Genomic DNA, 15,222 nt, shown 5'->3' with positions numbered 1-15,222 from the left:
AGCTCGGATTTGGTCGGCAGCTTGCCGTGCACCAGCAGGTGGGCGATTTCCTCGAACTCGCAGGTCTCGGCGATATCGAGGATGTCGTAGCCGCGGTAGTGCAGGTCGTTGCCGGTGCGGCCGACGGTGCACAGCGCGGTGTTGCCGGCGGTCACGCCCGACAGCGCGACGGATTTCTTGGGCTTGGGAGTGACGAGCGGTTGCGCTTCGGACATCTGGGTCTCCTTGATGTGATGCCTGGTGTTGCCTGTCTGTGGTCGTGCAAGCGGCCGGGAGGGGCAATCCCCGGCCCGGCCGCGCTGAGTCTGGTCGCTTACTTGCCCTTGCCTTGCGCGAACAGGGCGTCGAGCTTCTGCTCGAAGTCATGGTAGCCGATGCTCTCGTAGAGCTCGGCGCGGGTCTGCATGGTATCGACCACGTTCTTCTGCGTGCCGTCGCGGCGGATCGCCGCATAGACGTTTTCCGCGGCCTTGTTCATGGCGCGGAAGGCCGACAGCGGGTACAGCACCATCGACACGCCGGCGCCGCCCAGTTCCTCGGTGGTGAACAGCGGCGTGGCGCCGAACTCGGTGATGTTGGCCAGCACCGGCACCTTCACCGCGTCGACGAACTTGCGGTACATGGCAAGGTCGGTCATGGCCTCCGGGAAGATAGCGTCGGCGCCGGCTTCGACGCACGCCACCGCGCGCTCGATCGCCTTGTCCAGGCCTTCGACGGCGAGCGCGTCGGTGCGGGCCATGATGACGAAGTTGTCGTCGGTGCGGGCGTCGACCGCGGCCTTGATGCGGTCGACCATTTCACCCTGGGTGACGATTTCCTTGTTGGGGCGGTGGCCGCAGCGCTTCGCGCCGACCTGGTCCTCGATATGCATGGCCGCGGCGCCGAACTTGATCAGCGACTTGGTGGTGCGGGCCACGTTGAAGGCCGAGGCGCCGAAGCCGGTGTCGACGTCGACCAGCAGCGGCGTGTCGCACACGTCGGTAATGCGGCGGATGTCGGTCAGCACGTCGTCCAGGTTCGAGATGCCTAGGTCCGGCAGGCCCAGCGAGCCGGCCGCGACGCCGCCGCCCGACAGGTAGATGGCGCGGTAACCCGCGCGCTTGGCCAGCAGCGCATGGTTGGCGTTGATGGCGCCAACCACCTGCAGCGGATGTTCGTCGGCCAGCGCCTGGCGGAAACGGGCGCCGGCGGAGCGCGCGAGGTCGGAAGCGGAGTAGGTCATGGCGTATGCGTTGGTGAACAGGACAAGCCCGATACTGCAAGGGATGTGCCAGGCTTTGCGAAAGCGGCCGGAAACCCCGTAATCCCTTGTCGTTGTTGGGCTGGCGGGCAGGGCGTCGGGTTTCGCCGTGGGTTCCATGCCGGGATTTACGCACTTTTGAAATCCAAACCCTGTGTTTTGGAATTCAAAGTTGAAATCCCGGGCCGCGTAGCGGACAATGTGACAGCACTGTACGCCCGTTCCTGCCGCTTTTCATCCGACTTTCCTTCCGCACCGCATCATGGCTCCGCCCGTTTCCACGCAAGGCCGCCCGCGCATCTGGGCAATCGGCATCAGCCGCCTCGCGCGCGCCTTCGCCGACCTGATCCCGGCCTATGCCGACCGTGCCGAATTCCGCATCGTCGGCAAGGGTTTCGAGGCCGCCGCCAGCGCGGTGTCGCGCGAGGTGCGCGAGGGCCGGCTCGACGTGGTCGTCGCCGGCGGCTCCAACGGCGCCTACCTGCGCCAGCATGTCGACGTGCCGGTGGTGCTGGTCAAGGTCACGGGCTTCGACGTGATGAGCGCGCTGGCGACGGCGCGGCGGATCTCGCCGCGGGTGGCGCTGGTCACGCACGCGGCAACCTATGCCGAGGTCGATGAATTCGTGCGCGCGTTTTCGCTGTCGGTGCCGGCCTATACCTACCTGACCGAGGACGACGCCGTGGCGCGCGTGAAGGCGCTCAAGCAGGAGGGCATCCAGGTGGTGGTGGGCCCGGGCCTGGTGACCGACCTGGCCGACCGCTATGGCCTGACCGGCGTGTTCCTGTACTCCGGCAACTCGGTGCGCATGGCGCTCGAAGACGCGATCGAGGCCGCGCGCCTGCGCCGCATCGAGGCCACCCGGCGCGACTACGTCAACACCATCCTGGCGCACCTGAACGAGGGCGTGGCGGCGGTCGATGCGCAGGGGCGGATCCAGTCGTTCAACCCGGCGATGGAGCGCTTCCTCGGCACCTCGGCCGCCGCCGCGGTGGGGCGCAAGCTGCAGACGCTGGCACCCAGCCTGGCGCTGGAAGGCGTGATGCAGACCGGCGACAAGGAACTCGAGGCGATCCACAAGCTGGGCGACAAGATGGTGGTGGTCAACCGCATCCCGATCCTGGGCGAGGCCGGCACCACCGGCGCGGTGCTGACCATCCAGGACGCCAGCGCGATCCAGCGCGTCGACCGCAACCTGCGCTCGCGCAGCCGCGCGCGGCCGGCGGCGGTGCGCTACAGCCTCGACGACCTGGCCGGCACCTCGGCGGCGATGACGGCGCTGCGCGAGCTGGCGCGGCGCTACGCCGTGGTGGACTCGACCGTGCTGATCGGCGGCGAGAGCGGCACCGGCAAGGAGGTGCTGGCGCAAGGCATGCACGATGCCAGCCCGCGCCGCGCGTTCCCGTTCGTCGCGGTCAACTGCGCCGCCTTCCCCGAGGCGCTGCTGGAAAGCGAGCTGTTCGGCTATGAAGAGGGCGCCTTCACCGGCGCGCGCCGCGGCGGCAAGGCCGGCCTGTTCGAGTCGGCCCACAACGGCACGCTGTTTCTCGACGAGGTCGGCGACATGCCGCCCGCGCTGCAGACGCGCTTGCTGCGCGTGCTGCAGGAAAAGCAGGTGCTGCCGATCGGCGGACTCGACGCGGTGCCGGTGAACGTGCGCGTGATCGCCGCCACCCATCGCGACCTGGCGGCGATGGTGCGCGACGGCAGCTTCCGCCAGGACCTGTATTACCGCCTCAACATCCTGCGCATCGCCATGCCGCCGCTGCGCGAGCGCGCCGAAGACCTGCCGGAGCTGGCCGAGCTGCTGTACCGCCGCGCGCAGGACCGGCTCGGGCTGGAACGCCCGCAGCGCCTGCCCGCGGCGGCGCGCGCGCGGCTGGCGCGCTACCGCTGGCCGGGCAATATCCGCGAGCTGGAAAACGTGACCGAGCGCATCGCGGTGCTGGTGGCCGGCCGCCGGCTCGAGGGCGAGGCCCTGCAGCGCGAACTGCAGGCTGCCGCGCCCGAGCTGTTCGGCGAGGCCGCGCTGGCCACGGCGCCCGCGCCCGCAGCCGAAGCCGCAGCGGCGGCGCCGGCCGCGCGGGCGCGCCGCTCGCTGGCGCGCGTCAAGCAATCCAGCGAGGTCGACCATATCCGGCGCGTGCTGGAAGAGTGCGGCGGCGACCGGACCGCCGCCTGCCATATCCTCGGCATCAGCCCGACCACGCTGTGGCGTAGGCTGAAGGCGGCCTAGCTGGACGTTACCCTGCGGGGCTGGCCCGGCGGAACGGAATCGGCTGCAGCCCCTTGCCCTGCAGCCATGCTTCATTGAACAGCCGCCCCATATACAGGTCGCCACGGTCGCACAGCAGCGTCACGATGGTGTGGCCCGGCCCCATCTCGCGCGCCAGCGCCACCGCGGCGCCGACGTTGATGCCGGATGAGCCGCCCACGAACAGCCCTTCCTCGCGCAGCAGCCGGTAGACCATGTCGACGCAGGTCTGGTCGTCGATCCGCACGGCATCGTCGATCGGCGTGTCCTGCAGGTTGGCGGTGACGCGGCTGGAGCCGATGCCTTCGGTGATCGAGCTGCCTTCGGCCTTGACCTCGCGGTGCTTGACGAAGTGGTACAGGCCGCTGCCGTGCGGGTCGGCCAGCACGATGCGCACGCCCGGTTTGTGTTCCTTCAGGCAGCGCGCGATGCCCGCCAGCGAGCCCCCGGTGCCGGTGGCGCAGGTGAAGGCGTCGATATGGCCGGCGGTGGCCTGCCAGATCTCGGGACCGGTGGTCTCGTAGTGGGCCTGGCGGTTGGCGAGGTTGTCGAACTGGTTGGCCCAGATCGCATTGTCGGTTTCGTCGGCGAGCCGGCCGGCGATCTTCTGGTAGTTGTCGGGATCGGCATAGGGCTTGGCCGGTACCGCGCGCACCTCGGCGCCCAGCATGCGCAGCCGCTCCATCTTTTCCGGGGATTGCGTGTCGGGGATCACCACGATGCAGCGGTAGCCGCGCGCCGCGCACAGGTGCGCCAGGCCGATGCCGGTATTGCCCGCGGTCCCTTCGATCACCGTGCCGCCCGGCTTCAGCAGCCCGCGCCGCTCGGCGTCGCGGATGATGTAGAGCGCCGCGCGGTCCTTGACCGAGCCGCCGGGATTGAGGAATTCCGCCTTGCCGTAGATGTCGCAGCCGGTGTCGGCGCTCAGGCCGGCCAGCCGGATCAGCGGCGTGTGGCCGATGGTGCCGGCAAATCCATCCCTGACTTCCATGGTGCCCTCCTGCCGCGCCCGTGGCGGGCGTCACCTTGAGTGATAGATCGGTGCGGCGGCAATGACAAGCGGGCAGGGCGGGAAGTGACCGGATGGCGCCTTGCGCCGGGGCTGGCCTCGAACCAGCGGGCTCAGGCGGCGTTGAGCCAGCGGAAGCTGAAGTCGCCTTCGACGAAATCGGCGCGCGCGGCGTGGAAATCGCGCATATACGGGCGGTTCAGGTGCGATTCGAGCGCGCGCTTGGAGTCCCAGACCATGTAAATGACGAACACCCGCGCGTCCTCGGCATCCTGCCCGACGTGGTAGTCCAGGCAGCCGGGCTCGGTCAGCCCGCGCGAGCGCAGCGCGGTGAGCTGGGAGACCAGCGCGTCGCGGCGGTGGGTCTTGGCACGGGCGATGCCGACTAGCGTGTACGTTCCGGACATGGGTGAACGGGGGCGACTGGCTGGCGTCTGTGAGCACTGGGCCAGCCATTGTAGCGGCGGCCATGGCCGCGCCGGCAATGCCCGACGGCGCCGTCCGGGCATTCGGCCGGCGCTTGACAAGGGTGCGCGTCGCGGTTCCTGGGCCGTGGCCGGCCCTCAAGTTATGCCCGCCCGTGCCGATAGCCGGAACGACAACAAGAAAACCATCATCCGAGAGGTTGGCGCATGCTGAGACGCATTGGGTCGGAGCAATTGCAGGTCGGGATGTTCGTCGCCAGGCTGGGCGGGCCCTGGATCAACCATCCGTTCTGGCGCGCGCGCTTCCTGGTCGCCAGCGAGGAGCAGGTACGGCAGATCCAGTCGGCGGGCGTGCGCGAAATCTGGATCGATATCCTGAAGGGCCGCAACCTGCCGGCGCCGGAGGAGGCGGCCGAGGCAGCCCCGGCCCGGCCTGCGCCCATTGCCGGTGGCCAGGCTGACGCAGCGCCGGCCACCACGCTCGAAGCCGAGATCGTGCATGCGCGCGAACTGCTGCAGTCCGGCAAGGCCGTGATCGGCTCGATGTTTGCCGACGTGCGCATGGGGCGGGCGCTGGAGGTCAGCGGCGCGCTGCTGCTGGTCGACGCGGCCTCGCGCTCGCTGTCGCGCCACGGGCAGGCGCTGCTGGCGCTGGCGCGGCTCAAGGCGCGCGGCGACGACAACTACCTGCATGCGTTCGCGGTCTGCGCGCTGATGATCGCGGTCGGCCGCACCCTGGGCCTGCCCGACGACGAGGTGCGCGAGCTGGGCCTGGCCGGCCTGGTGCATGACATCGGCAAGCTGACCGTGCCCGGCGCCGCCACCCTCCGCGCCGGCGAGCGCACGCCCGAGCAGGAGGAGGCCTACCGCCGCCATCCCTCCGCCGGCTACCGCATCCTCAACGAAGCCCGGCTCTATTCCAATATCCCGCTCGATGTCTGCGTCCACCACCATGAGCGCGTCGACGGCCGCGGCTTCCCGTTTGGCCTGGTCGGGCACGAACTGAGCGTGCACGCCCGGATCGGCGCGATCTGCGATACCTACGATACGCTGACCGCCAGCCATCCCGGGCACCAGCCATGGTCGCCAGCCCGCGCCATGGAATACATGGCGGTGCGCGTCGACACGCTGTTCGACCGGCGCGTGTTCAAGGCCTTCTCGCGCACCGTCGGCATCTACCCGCTCGGCACCGTGCTGCGGCTGCGCTCGAACCGGCTGGCGGTGGTGTGCGCGCAGCATGACGCCGACCCGCTGCGGCCCAAGGTGATGGCGTTCTACTCGGTGTCGCAGTCGCGGCCGGTGCCGACCGAGCTGATCGACCTGCGCCATGGCGACGAAACCGTGGTGGCGTTCGAGAACGCGGCGGAGTGGGGCTTTACGGATGAGCAGTTGCTGGAGATGTATGCGCCGGCGGCGTGAGCGCGCCGCGCCGTTGCGTCATCCCGCCAGCCACTTGCCTTGCCTGAGCCGCTCATGCAGGAAATCCCCCAGCACCCGCACGCGCGCGCTGTGCCGCAGGTCGGGGTGGGTCAGCACCCACAGGTCGGTGTCCATGGCGGCATCGGGCGGCGCCAGCCGCACCAGCGCAGGATCGTCGCCGGCCAGCAGGCACAGCAGCATGCCGGCGCCCATGCCATGCCGGACCGCGTCCGCCATCGCCACCAGGCTGTCGGCGCTGACCGCGCGGCGCGGCTCCGGCACGTGCTCGCGGATCCAGCGTGCCTGTGCCAGGTGCGACAGGGCTTCGTCCGGCACGACCCAGTCATAGCCTGGCCAGTCCGCCAGCGCGGGGCTGTCTGCCACGGCCGGCAGGCCGAGCTGCTGCAGGTAGCTGTGCGCCGAGTATGGCGCCGTTTGCAGCCGGCCGATGCGGCGGCCCACCAGGTATTCCGGCGGCGTGTTGGCCGGGCGGATCGCCACGTCGGCCTCGCGCCGGCTCAGGCTGAGGAAGCTGTTGTTGACGACCAGCTGCAGCTGGATGCGCGGATGCTGCGCGCGGAATTCGGCAAACAGCGGCATCAGCAGCGCGCCGAGCAGGGTGTCGGTGGTGGTCACGCGCAACGGGCCGCTCAGCTGGCGGTCGAGGCCGGACAACTGGCGCTGCGCCGCATCGATCTGTTCACCCACGCCGGCCAGCCGTTGCGCCAGCGCTTCGCCCGCGGGGGTCATGGCGTAGCCGGTGGCATGGCGCTCGAACAGCAGCGTGCCGAGGGCGTCTTCCAGCCGCGCCAGCCGGCGCAGCACGGTGGAATGGTTGACGTGCAGGGCGCGCGCGGCACCGGCCAGCGAGCCGGACTGGCCCACGGCGAGGAAGTACTTCAGGTCGTCCCAGTCTGCTTCCTGCATGTTTGCATAATCCTTTTGCAAGATTGGCCAGTTCCCGTGCGGATCCGCACAGCCTACAGTGGCTGGGCGTGTCCGGCAATGGGTGCCGGCGCGCACCGGGCCAAGGGAGGAAAGACATGGCGATGGCGTGGACGCTGCTGGTGCTGGCGGGGCTGATCGAGATCGTGATGGCGCTGGCGCTGAAACATACCGACGGCTGGACCCGCCTGGGCCCGACGGCGCTGGGCATCGGCGCCGCGCTGGCCAGCATCTACCTGCTCAGCGCCGCCTTGCGGCACCTGCCGGTGGGGACGGCCTATGCGATCTGGACGGGGATCGGCGCGATCGGCGTGACGCTGATCGGCATCCTGTTCCTGGGCGAGAGCGCGTCGCCGCTGCGGCTGATGCTGATCGGGCTGATCTTCGTCGGCATCGGCGGGCTCAAGCTGCTGCCGGCCTAGCCCGCATCCGCACGGCATGCAGGGGAGGCGGGCGCGTTCGGTACACTATCTGGCCTAGTCAAAGGCCAGAGTCGCCCCGCCATGAATTTCGATGCCCTGCTGGAGCTGTTCCAGCAACGTATTCCCGCCCACCCGTGGGCGCAGATCGCGCTGTACCTGGTCGCGCTATGCCTGATCGCCGCGCTGGCGCAATGGCTGTTCGGCCATGTGATGTCGCGCATCGCCCACCGGCTGCTGAAGGTGTGGGGCAAGACGCCGTGGAGCACGGCGCTGACGCGCCATCGCGCCTACCGGCGTTTTGGCTACGCGGTGGGCTTTGCCGTGATCACCGTCGGCATTGGCGAAGTGCCGCACATGGGCCGCTATGCGCTGGCGATCGAGCGCCTCGCGCACGCCAGCCTGTGGGTGTGCTTCTTCCTGATGCTGGGCGGGGTGCTGGGCGCCTGGCAGGACGTGTACGCCAGCAGCCGCCGGGCGCAGACGCGCTCGATCAAGGGCTATATCCAGGTGGGCCGGCTGGGGCTGGGACTGGTGTGCGCGGTGCTGGTGCTGTCGATCCTGATCAACCGCTCGCCACTGTGGATGCTGTCCGGCCTGGGCGCGTTGTCGGCGGTGCTGCTGCTGGTGTTCAAGGACACGCTGCTGTCGCTGGTGGCGAGCACGCAGCTGACCTCCAACGACATGCTGCGCATCGGCGACTGGATCGAAATGCCCCAGTGCAACGCCGACGGCTACGTCAAGGATATCGCGCTGCATACGGTCAAGGTGCAGAACTGGGACAACACCGTGACCACGGTGCCGACCTACAAGCTGTTCTCGGAGAGCTATCGCAACTACCGCCAGATGTTCGAGTCCGGTGCGCGCCGGATCAAGCGCACCTTGCGGCTGGATGCCGGCAGCGTGCGCTTCCTGGAAGACCGCGAAGTCCACGCGCTGATGCGCTTCCGCCTGCTGCACGACTATCTCGAAGAAAAGCAGCGCGAGGTCGACGAGGCCAACCGGCTGCTGATCGCCGCCGGCAACGACCCGGTCAACCGGCGCCGGCTGACCAATATCGGCACCTTCCGCGCCTATGGCATCGCCTACCTGAAGGCGCACCCCGAGATCCACCACGACCTGCTGCTGAACGTGCGCATGATGGAGCCGGATTCGCAGGGCATCCCGGTCGAGATCTACTGCTTCACCGCGCTCACCGCGTGGATGGACTACGAGCGCATCCAGGGCGACGTGTTCGACCACCTGCTGGCGATCCTGCCGGAGCTGGGACTGCGGCTGTACCAGGCGCCGTCCGGCGCCGACCTGAACGGCGTGCGCATTGCGCCGGTGCTGGCCGCGGCGCAGGTGGCGGCCGCGCAGGTGGTGCAGCATGCCCCGGCCCACGGCGCCGCCGCGGGCAGCCATCCGATGTAGCTGGGGATGTAGTAAGCCGCGGCTTAGCCCACCGCGCGCGGGCGCACGCGGCTGGCGGCTTCCTTGGCGCGCGTGCGCGCGGTGTCGACATCGTCGGCATAGGCCAGCGCCACGCCCATGCGGCGGCGGGCGAAGCTCTCCGGCTTGCCGAACAGCCGCACCTCGGTCTGCGGCACGCGCAGGGCCTGGTCGACGCCGTCGAAGACCACACCCTGCGCCTCGACGCCGCCGTAGATCACGGCGCTGGCGCCGGGGCTGCGCAGCGTGGTGTCGACCGGCAGGCCCAGGATGGCGCGCGCATGCAGCTCGAACTCGTTCTGCCATTGCGTGGCCATGGTGACCATGCCGGTATCGTGCGGGCGCGGGCTTACCTCGCTGAACCAGACCTGCTCGCCCTTGACGAACAACTCGACGCCGAACAGGCCCATGCCGCCCAGGTCGGCGGTGACCGCCTGCGCGATGCGCTGGGCACTGGCGAGCGCGGCCGGATGCATCGGCTGCGGCTGCCAGCTTTCGACGTAATCGCCGCTGACCTGCACGTGGCCGATCGGTGCGCAGAACTGCGTTTCCACCTGGCCGCTGGCGCCTACCGCGCGTACCGTCAGCAGCGTGATCTCGTAGTCGAAATCGATAAAGCCCTCGACGATCACGCGGCCGTGGCTGACGCGGCCGCCGGCCATGGCGTAGTCCCACGCCGCCTTGACGCCTTCGGGCCCGTCGATCTTGCTCTGGCCCTTGCCGGAGCTGCTCATCACCGGCTTGACCACGCACGGGTAGCCGATGCCGCCGTCGATGGCGGCCTGCAGCTCCGCGAGCGAATCGCAGAACTTGTAGGGACTGGTCGGCAGCCCGAGCGACTCGGCGGCGAGCCGGCGGATGCCTTCGCGGTCCATGGTCAGGCGCGCGGCGCGCGCGGTCGGAATCACGCGCACGGTGCCGGCGGCTTCCAGCGTTTCCAGCATGGGCGTGGCGATGGCCTCGATTTCGGGCACCACCAGGTGCGGCTTCTCGGCTTCGATCAGTGCCTTGAGCTCGTCCGGGTCGCTCATCCTGATGGTGCGCGCGTGGTGCGCCACCTGCTGGCCGGGTGCGTTGTCATAGCGGTCGACGGCGATGGTCTCGACGCCCAGGCGCTGCAGCGCGATCAGCACCTCCTTGCCGAGCTCGCCGGAGCCGAGCAGCATCACTTTGGTGGCGGAGGGGGAAAGGGGCGTTCCGAGGGTGGTCATGGCGGCAGGGCAGCGAGGCGCAGGGAAAACCGCGATTGTATACGTGCTGTCGCTCGCGCTGGCGCCGCCGGCCCTAGTCTTCGGCGTCGCGCGAGCCGGTGGGGCGCCGCGCCGCCTGGTCCCTGCGGTCGGCCGCCTCGGCCTCGGCCGGGCTCGACGCGACGCCGTACATGCCGTGGCGGGGCGTGCCCGGCGGCAGGTTGCCGAGATCGGTGGGCTGGTAGGGATGCGGGCCCGGCGGCGGCTGCGAGGTGTCGCTGGACGGATGCGCGCGGCCGGTGAGCTTCTCGTCGCGGGTCACGCTGTGGCCGCCGTAGTGGTAGTCGGTCAGCGAGCCTTCATGCGCGGGCGCCGACGGGGCCGGCGCGCCCGAGATATCGGTCACGCGTACCGGAATCGACGGATAGACCTGCTGGGCGCCGGCGATCGCCATCTCGGGCGAGTCGAACTCGCCGTCGAGCCGCTCCGGCGCTCCCTTGCCGGTGCGCATTTCCAGATGCCAGCGGCCGTCTTCCGGGCCGCACACCAGGATTTCCTGTTCGGTCGAGGTCATGGGGGCCTCCTTGGGTCTGGGCGTTGCGTCTCTGCGCAGACAGGCAGGAACCGTTCCAGCGGCGCCCCCGCGTCGTACCGGCCTGTGCGCACCGTCGCGTGACGCCAGATTTACAATGCGCGCCCGTTCTTACCGCCGCCGCGCTCAGGACGTCGCCATCAACGGCGGGCGCGGCCGCGTCACCACCGCGAAAGCGATCTGCGCGAGCCCCGCCGCCAGCCCCAGCGCGACGCCGGCCTGCCAGGCCACGGTATAGGAGCCGAGCGCGTCATAGACCAGCCCGCCGCCGAAGGCGCCGACAAAGCTGCCGATCTGGTGGCTGAAGAAGGCCACGCCGCCCAGCATCGCCTGCCAGCGCAGGCCGAAGGTCTCGGCGATCCAGCCCGACACCAGCGGCGCCACCCCGAGCCACAGGAAGCCCATCACCGCGGCGAACACCAGCGTGCTCTGCGGCGTCGGTGCCGACGAGAAATACCACGTCAGCGCCAGCGACCGCAGCGTATAGATGCCGCCGAGCAGCATCAGCTTGTTGTAGCGGCCGCCGGCCCAGCCGAAGAAGATGCTGCCCAGCACGTTGAAGCCGCCAATCACGCCCAGCGCCTCGGCGCTGAGCATCGGGTCCATGCCGCACACGTCCAGATACGACGGCAGGTGCGTGGTCAGGAACACCAGCTGCATGCCGCAGACAAAGTAGGCCAGCGCCATCACCACGAACGGTGCATGGCGCAGCGCGGTGCCCAGCGCCTGGTGCGCGTTGTCCTGGCCGATGCCCGCCGGCGTTGCCAGCGGCAGCCGGTCGACGCGCCCGGCCGACCACGCCGCCGGCAGCATCACCAGCGCCAGCAGCACGAACGCCGCCAGCCCCGTGCGCCAGCCATAGGCCTGCGTCACCATCTGCCCGATCGGCGCCGCCAGCAGCGCGCCCAGCGAGCCCGCGCCCGACACCAGCCCCAGCACCGTGCTGCGCAGCGCCGCCGGCACCGGCCGCGCCGCCACCGCCATCGCCAGCGCGCTGCCGGTGCAGGCCATCGACGCGCCGATGGCCACGCCGGCGCCGAGCGTGACGCCGACCATGCTGTGCGCGGTCGCCAGCAGCACCAGCCCGATCACGTACAGCAGCGAGCCCGCCATCATCAGCGGCCGGAAGCCGATGCGCGTGGCCCAGGCGCCGGCGAGCGGCTGCAGCAGGCCCCACGCCAGGTTCTGCACGGCGATGGCGACGGTGAAATCCGACACCGAGATGCCGATGTCGCGCGTCAGCGGCGGCATGAAGATGCCCAGGCTCTGGCGCAGGCCCATGGCCAGGCTCAGCATCACCGAAGCGCCTAGCAGGATCGGCAGCGCCGGGCGCAGGCCCTCGAAGCGGGAAGGGGAGGAAGACGGGGAGGGTGCGGGGGAGCGGGGCACGGCAGGTCTCGTCGCGGGGGTTATCGTTATCGTTGTGGGCCCCGGGCGCCTTCCATGTCTGCAATGTCTGCAATTTAAGCGGGCACTGAATATACCGCAGGGTAAGGCGAGGGTATGACGCGGCGCCGGGCCGTGTCAATTTGGCTTTGGGCCGGGTCGCCTTCTGATTTGGCAAAGGCGGCCCGGCAAAGCGCCTGCGGGGTCAGTCCAGGCTGACCTTCGATGCCCGGATGGTTTCGCCCCAGCGCTGGATCTCGCCGCGCACCAGCGCGGCGAACTTCGGCTGCGGCTCGCCGCCGGCTACGCCGCCCATGTCGCGCAAGCGCGCCACCACCTCGGGATCGCGCATGGCCTTGGCCAGCGCCTCCTGCAGCGCCGCGGCCACCGCCGGCGGGGTCTTGGCCGGGGCGAAGAAGCCCAGCCAGCCCATCACCACGAAATCCTTGACGCCGGCCTGCGCCATGGTGGGCACGTCGGGCAGCGCGGGCAGGCGCTCGGCGCTGGTCACCGCCAGCGCGCGCAGCTTGCCGGCGCGGATCTGCGGCAGCGCCTGCGTCAGGTTGTCGAACATGAAGGTGGTTTCGCCCGCCAGCACCGAGGTGGTGGCCGGCGTCGAGCCCTTGTACGGCACGTGGATGACCTCGGTGCCGGTGCGCAGCCGGAACAGTTCGGCGGTCAGGTGGGTGGTCTGGCCGATGCCGGCCGAGGCATAGGAGTACTTGCCCGGCGACTGCTTGAGCTGCGCCACCAGCTCGGCCACGCTGCGCACCGGTGCCTGCGCGCCGACCACCAGCACGTTGGCGAACGAGATCAGGTCGGTCAGCGGCAGGAAATCCTGCGGCTGGTAAGACAACTGCTTGTAGGCGCTGTAGTTGATGGCGTGCGAGCCGGTATTGCCGACCAGCAGCGTGTAGCCGTCCGGCGCGGCGCGCATGAAGGCCTGCGTGCCGATGATGCCGCCGCTGCCGGGCTTGTTGTCGACCACCACCGGCTGGCCTAGGATGGCCGACAGCTTCTGCGCCACCAGCCGCGTCGGGATATCGGTGGTGCCGCCGGGCGCGCCCGGCACGATGATGGTGATGGGCCGCTCGGGCCAGGCGGCGGCTTGCGCGGCCGCGGGGGCCATGCCGGGCAGCGCCGCGGCAGTGGCCAGCAGCAGTGCTGCGCTGCGATGGGCCAGCGACGGGAACAGCGACGGGAACAGCGATGCGGGCAGCTTGGGTGTCATGGGTCTCCTCCACGTATGTTTATGGGCTGCTTGGCAAGGCAAGAACGGCCGGCTTGCGGCCGGCCGTTCTCAGGTCGGGGCGGACGTTGTCACTTGCCCGTCCACACCGGCTTGCGCTTCTCGGCGAAGGCGGCGGCGCCCTCGCGCGCGTCGGCGGAAGTAAAGACGTGGTCGATCAGCGGCTTCTGCTTCACGAACATTTCCTCGCGGGACCAGTCGCCGGACTGCGCCACCACCTGCTTGCTGGCGGCAATGGCCAGCGGCCCGTTGGCGCCGACCGCGTCGGCCAGCTGCAGCGCGGCGTCGAGCGCGCCGCCGGCATCGGTCAGGCGGTTGACCAGGCCCAGCTCGTAGGCGCGCTCGGCCGGCAGCATGTCGCCGGTCAGCGCGTATTCCATCGCCACGTGATACGGCACGCGGCGCGGCAGGCGGATCAGGCCACCGGCGGCGGCGGCCAGGCCGCGCTTGACCTCGGGCAGGCCGAACTTGGCCGCGCGCGAGGCCACCACCAGGTCGCATGCCAGCACCAGCTCGAAGCCACCGGCGAGCGCATAGCCCTCGACCGCGGCAATCAGCACCTTGCGCGGCGGCTGCTCGGTCACGCCGCCGAAGCCGCGGCCGGGGATGCTCGGGCGCTTGCCGGCCAGGAAGCCCTTCAGGTCCATGCCGGAGCAGAAGGTGCCGCCGGCACCGGTCAGCACCGCCAGGCTCAGGTCAGCGCGCGCATCGAGTTCATCCAGCGCGGCGGCAATCGCCGTGGCGGTCTCGAAGTCCATCGCATTGCGGGCCTCGGGGCGCTTGATGGTCAGCACCATCACGTTGCCGCGGATTTCCTTCAACAGCGTATCGCTCATCAATGTCTCCTGTCTGGTCGGCCGGTTCAGCGCGGTGCCATGCGGATGGCGCCGTCCAGGCGGATGGTCTCGCCGTTGAGCATGGGGTTCTCGAGGATATGCAGCGCGGTCGAGGCGTATTCGTCGGGCGCGCCCAGGCGCGCCGGGTGCGGCACCATGGCGCCGAGCGAGGCGCGCACGTTCTCTGGCAGCTTGGCCAGCAGCGGGGTGTCGAACAGCCCCGGCGCGATGGTGCAGACGCGGATCGCGCGCTGCGCCAGGTCGCGTGCGGCCACCAGCGTCATGCCGACGATGCCGGCCTTGGCCGAGGCATAGGGAATCTGGCCGATCTGGCCTTCGTAGGCCGCCACCGATGCGGTCAGCACGCAGGCGCCGCGTTCGCCGTCGACCAGCTCGTTCTTCGCCATGCGCGCGGCACCGAGGCGCAGCGCGTTGAAGGTGCCGATCAGGTTGATGCGCACGATCGACTCGTACTTTTCCAGCGAGCCCGGCGAGCCGTCCTTCTCGACCACGCGCACCGGGCCGCCCAGGCCGGCGCAATGGATCAGCGCGCGCAGCGGGGCAACGGCCTCGGCGGCGTCGTAGACCGCGTTCATCTGCTCGGTGTCGGTCACGTCGGCCTTGACGAAGCGGACCTTGCCGCCGAACTCGTCGACCACGGCGTTGCCGCGCTCTTCCGACAGGTCGGCGATGACCACGTCGACGCCGCGTTCCACCAGGCGCCGCACGCAGGCCAGGCCCAGGCCGGAAGCGCCGCCGGTGACGACGGCGGACATATTGGTCAGTTTCATGGGTGTCTCCTTGATGGGGATGGGGGAATGGGGCAG

At 69.9% G+C, this 15,222-nt stretch carries 15 protein-coding genes; 4 read left to right on the top strand and 11 right to left on the bottom strand.

The window, feature by feature from the left end; translation table 11 throughout:
* Positions 1-215, bottom strand: a 215-nt coding sequence (locus C7416_RS28160; RefSeq protein WP_305882097.1) for a citrate/2-methylcitrate synthase, incomplete at its 3' end; no start/stop codon positions are given.
* A 98-nt stretch (positions 216-313) separates the two neighbouring features.
* The gene (gene prpB / locus C7416_RS28155) at positions 314-1,222 is read right to left on the bottom strand and encodes a methylisocitrate lyase (protein WP_111521911.1); all 909 of its coding nucleotides are present in this window, start codon (positions 1,220-1,222) and stop codon (positions 314-316) included.
* A gap of 280 nt (positions 1,223-1,502) precedes the next feature.
* Here prpB and prpR point away from each other — a divergent pair, with 280 nt between their 5' ends.
* Positions 1,503-3,476 (top strand): propionate catabolism operon regulatory protein PrpR, encoded by a 1,974-nt coding sequence (gene prpR / locus C7416_RS28150; protein ID WP_111521910.1) that lies wholly within the window; start codon positions 1,503-1,505, stop codon positions 3,474-3,476.
* Positions 3,477-3,483: 7 nt separating this feature from the next.
* Here prpR and C7416_RS28145 read toward each other — a convergent pair whose 3' ends face one another.
* Complete coding sequence (locus C7416_RS28145) at positions 3,484-4,485, bottom strand: cysteine synthase A (RefSeq protein WP_111521909.1); 1,002 nt, start codon at positions 4,483-4,485, stop codon at positions 3,484-3,486.
* Between the two features lie 131 nt (positions 4,486-4,616).
* Positions 4,617-4,910 (bottom strand): putative quinol monooxygenase, encoded by a 294-nt coding sequence (locus C7416_RS28140; protein WP_092318219.1) that lies wholly within the window; start codon positions 4,908-4,910, stop codon positions 4,617-4,619.
* A 225-nt stretch (positions 4,911-5,135) separates the two neighbouring features.
* Here C7416_RS28140 and C7416_RS28135 point away from each other — a divergent pair, with 225 nt between their 5' ends.
* Positions 5,136-6,347: an HD-GYP domain-containing protein gene (locus C7416_RS28135; RefSeq protein ID WP_111521908.1), complete on the top strand. Its 1,212-nt coding sequence runs from the start codon at positions 5,136-5,138 to the stop codon at positions 6,345-6,347.
* Between the two features lie 18 nt (positions 6,348-6,365).
* Here the strand turns inward: C7416_RS28135 and C7416_RS28130 are convergent, their stop codons facing one another.
* On the bottom strand, positions 6,366-7,274 hold the full coding sequence (locus C7416_RS28130) for a LysR family transcriptional regulator (RefSeq protein ID WP_111521907.1): 909 nt from the start codon (positions 7,272-7,274) through the stop codon (positions 6,366-6,368).
* Between the two features lie 122 nt (positions 7,275-7,396).
* Between C7416_RS28130 and C7416_RS28125 the strand changes: the two genes are divergently transcribed.
* Together C7416_RS28125 and C7416_RS28120 are read left to right on the top strand one after the other, a co-directional pair.
* Complete coding sequence (locus tag C7416_RS28125) at positions 7,397-7,714, top strand: DMT family transporter (RefSeq protein ID WP_111521913.1); 318 nt, start codon at positions 7,397-7,399, stop codon at positions 7,712-7,714.
* Between the two features lie 81 nt (positions 7,715-7,795).
* Positions 7,796-9,124 carry a mechanosensitive ion channel family protein gene (locus C7416_RS28120; RefSeq protein ID WP_111521906.1) on the top strand — a complete coding sequence of 443 codons (1,329 nt, stop codon included), beginning with the start codon at positions 7,796-7,798 and terminating at the stop codon, positions 9,122-9,124.
* Positions 9,125-9,147: 23 nt separating this feature from the next.
* On the opposite strand, the gene purT is transcribed toward C7416_RS28120, so the two are convergent.
* The 6 genes from purT to C7416_RS28090 form a co-directional block, all read right to left on the bottom strand.
* Complete coding sequence (gene purT, locus C7416_RS28115; RefSeq protein ID WP_111521905.1) at positions 9,148-10,353, bottom strand: formate-dependent phosphoribosylglycinamide formyltransferase; 1,206 nt, start codon at positions 10,351-10,353, stop codon at positions 9,148-9,150.
* Between the two features lie 73 nt (positions 10,354-10,426).
* Complete coding sequence (locus C7416_RS28110; protein ID WP_111521904.1) at positions 10,427-10,906, bottom strand: hypothetical protein; 480 nt, start codon at positions 10,904-10,906, stop codon at positions 10,427-10,429.
* A 144-nt stretch (positions 10,907-11,050) separates the two neighbouring features.
* Positions 11,051-12,220, bottom strand: a complete 1,170-nt coding sequence (locus C7416_RS28105) for an MFS transporter (RefSeq protein ID WP_240988208.1) — start codon at positions 12,218-12,220, stop codon at positions 11,051-11,053.
* A 295-nt stretch (positions 12,221-12,515) separates the two neighbouring features.
* Positions 12,516-13,541: a Bug family tripartite tricarboxylate transporter substrate binding protein gene (locus tag C7416_RS28100; protein WP_111521902.1), complete on the bottom strand. Its 1,026-nt coding sequence runs from the start codon at positions 13,539-13,541 to the stop codon at positions 12,516-12,518.
* 89 nt (positions 13,542-13,630) lie between these two features.
* Complete coding sequence (locus C7416_RS28095) at positions 13,631-14,395, bottom strand: crotonase/enoyl-CoA hydratase family protein (protein ID WP_111521901.1); 765 nt, start codon at positions 14,393-14,395, stop codon at positions 13,631-13,633.
* A 26-nt stretch (positions 14,396-14,421) separates the two neighbouring features.
* On the bottom strand, positions 14,422-15,186 hold the full coding sequence (locus C7416_RS28090) for an SDR family NAD(P)-dependent oxidoreductase (protein ID WP_111521900.1): 765 nt from the start codon (positions 15,184-15,186) through the stop codon (positions 14,422-14,424).
* Positions 15,187-15,222: the final 36 nt, after the last annotated feature.

It is taken from the genome of Cupriavidus phytorum (assembly GCF_003254285.1).
Taxonomy (GTDB): domain Bacteria; phylum Pseudomonadota; class Gammaproteobacteria; order Burkholderiales; family Burkholderiaceae; genus Cupriavidus; species Cupriavidus phytorum.
The sequence above is the reverse complement of the archived record's forward strand: the minus strand, read 5'-3'. Positions and strand labels throughout refer to the sequence as shown.

Bases quoted from the DNA above. Each gene is read 5' to 3' on its own strand.
- prpB (WP_111521911.1), bottom strand. From the start codon at position 1,222: ATGACCTACTCCGCTTCCGACCTCGCGCGCTCCGCCGGCGCCCGTTTC.
- prpR (WP_111521910.1), top strand. From the start codon at position 1,503: ATGGCTCCGCCCGTTTCCACGCAAGGCCGCCCGCGCATCTGGGCAATC.
- C7416_RS28145 (WP_111521909.1), bottom strand. From the start codon at position 4,485: ATGGAAGTCAGGGATGGATTTGCCGGCACCATCGGCCACACGCCGCTG.
- C7416_RS28140 (WP_092318219.1), bottom strand. From the start codon at position 4,910: ATGTCCGGAACGTACACGCTAGTCGGCATCGCCCGTGCCAAGACCCAC.
- C7416_RS28135 (WP_111521908.1), top strand. From the start codon at position 5,136: ATGCTGAGACGCATTGGGTCGGAGCAATTGCAGGTCGGGATGTTCGTC.
- C7416_RS28130 (WP_111521907.1), bottom strand. From the start codon at position 7,274: ATGCAGGAAGCAGACTGGGACGACCTGAAGTACTTCCTCGCCGTGGGC.
- C7416_RS28125 (WP_111521913.1), top strand. From the start codon at position 7,397: ATGGCGTGGACGCTGCTGGTGCTGGCGGGGCTGATCGAGATCGTGATG.
- C7416_RS28120 (WP_111521906.1), top strand. From the start codon at position 7,796: ATGAATTTCGATGCCCTGCTGGAGCTGTTCCAGCAACGTATTCCCGCC.
- purT (WP_111521905.1), bottom strand. From the start codon at position 10,353: ATGACCACCCTCGGAACGCCCCTTTCCCCCTCCGCCACCAAAGTGATG.
- C7416_RS28110 (WP_111521904.1), bottom strand. From the start codon at position 10,906: ATGACCTCGACCGAACAGGAAATCCTGGTGTGCGGCCCGGAAGACGGC.
- C7416_RS28105 (WP_240988208.1), bottom strand. From the start codon at position 12,220: ATGCTGAGCCTGGCCATGGGCCTGCGCCAGAGCCTGGGCATCTTCATG.
- C7416_RS28100 (WP_111521902.1), bottom strand. From the start codon at position 13,541: ATGACACCCAAGCTGCCCGCATCGCTGTTCCCGTCGCTGTTCCCGTCG.
- C7416_RS28095 (WP_111521901.1), bottom strand. From the start codon at position 14,395: ATGAGCGATACGCTGTTGAAGGAAATCCGCGGCAACGTGATGGTGCTG.
- C7416_RS28090 (WP_111521900.1), bottom strand. From the start codon at position 15,186: ATGAAACTGACCAATATGTCCGCCGTCGTCACCGGCGGCGCTTCCGGC.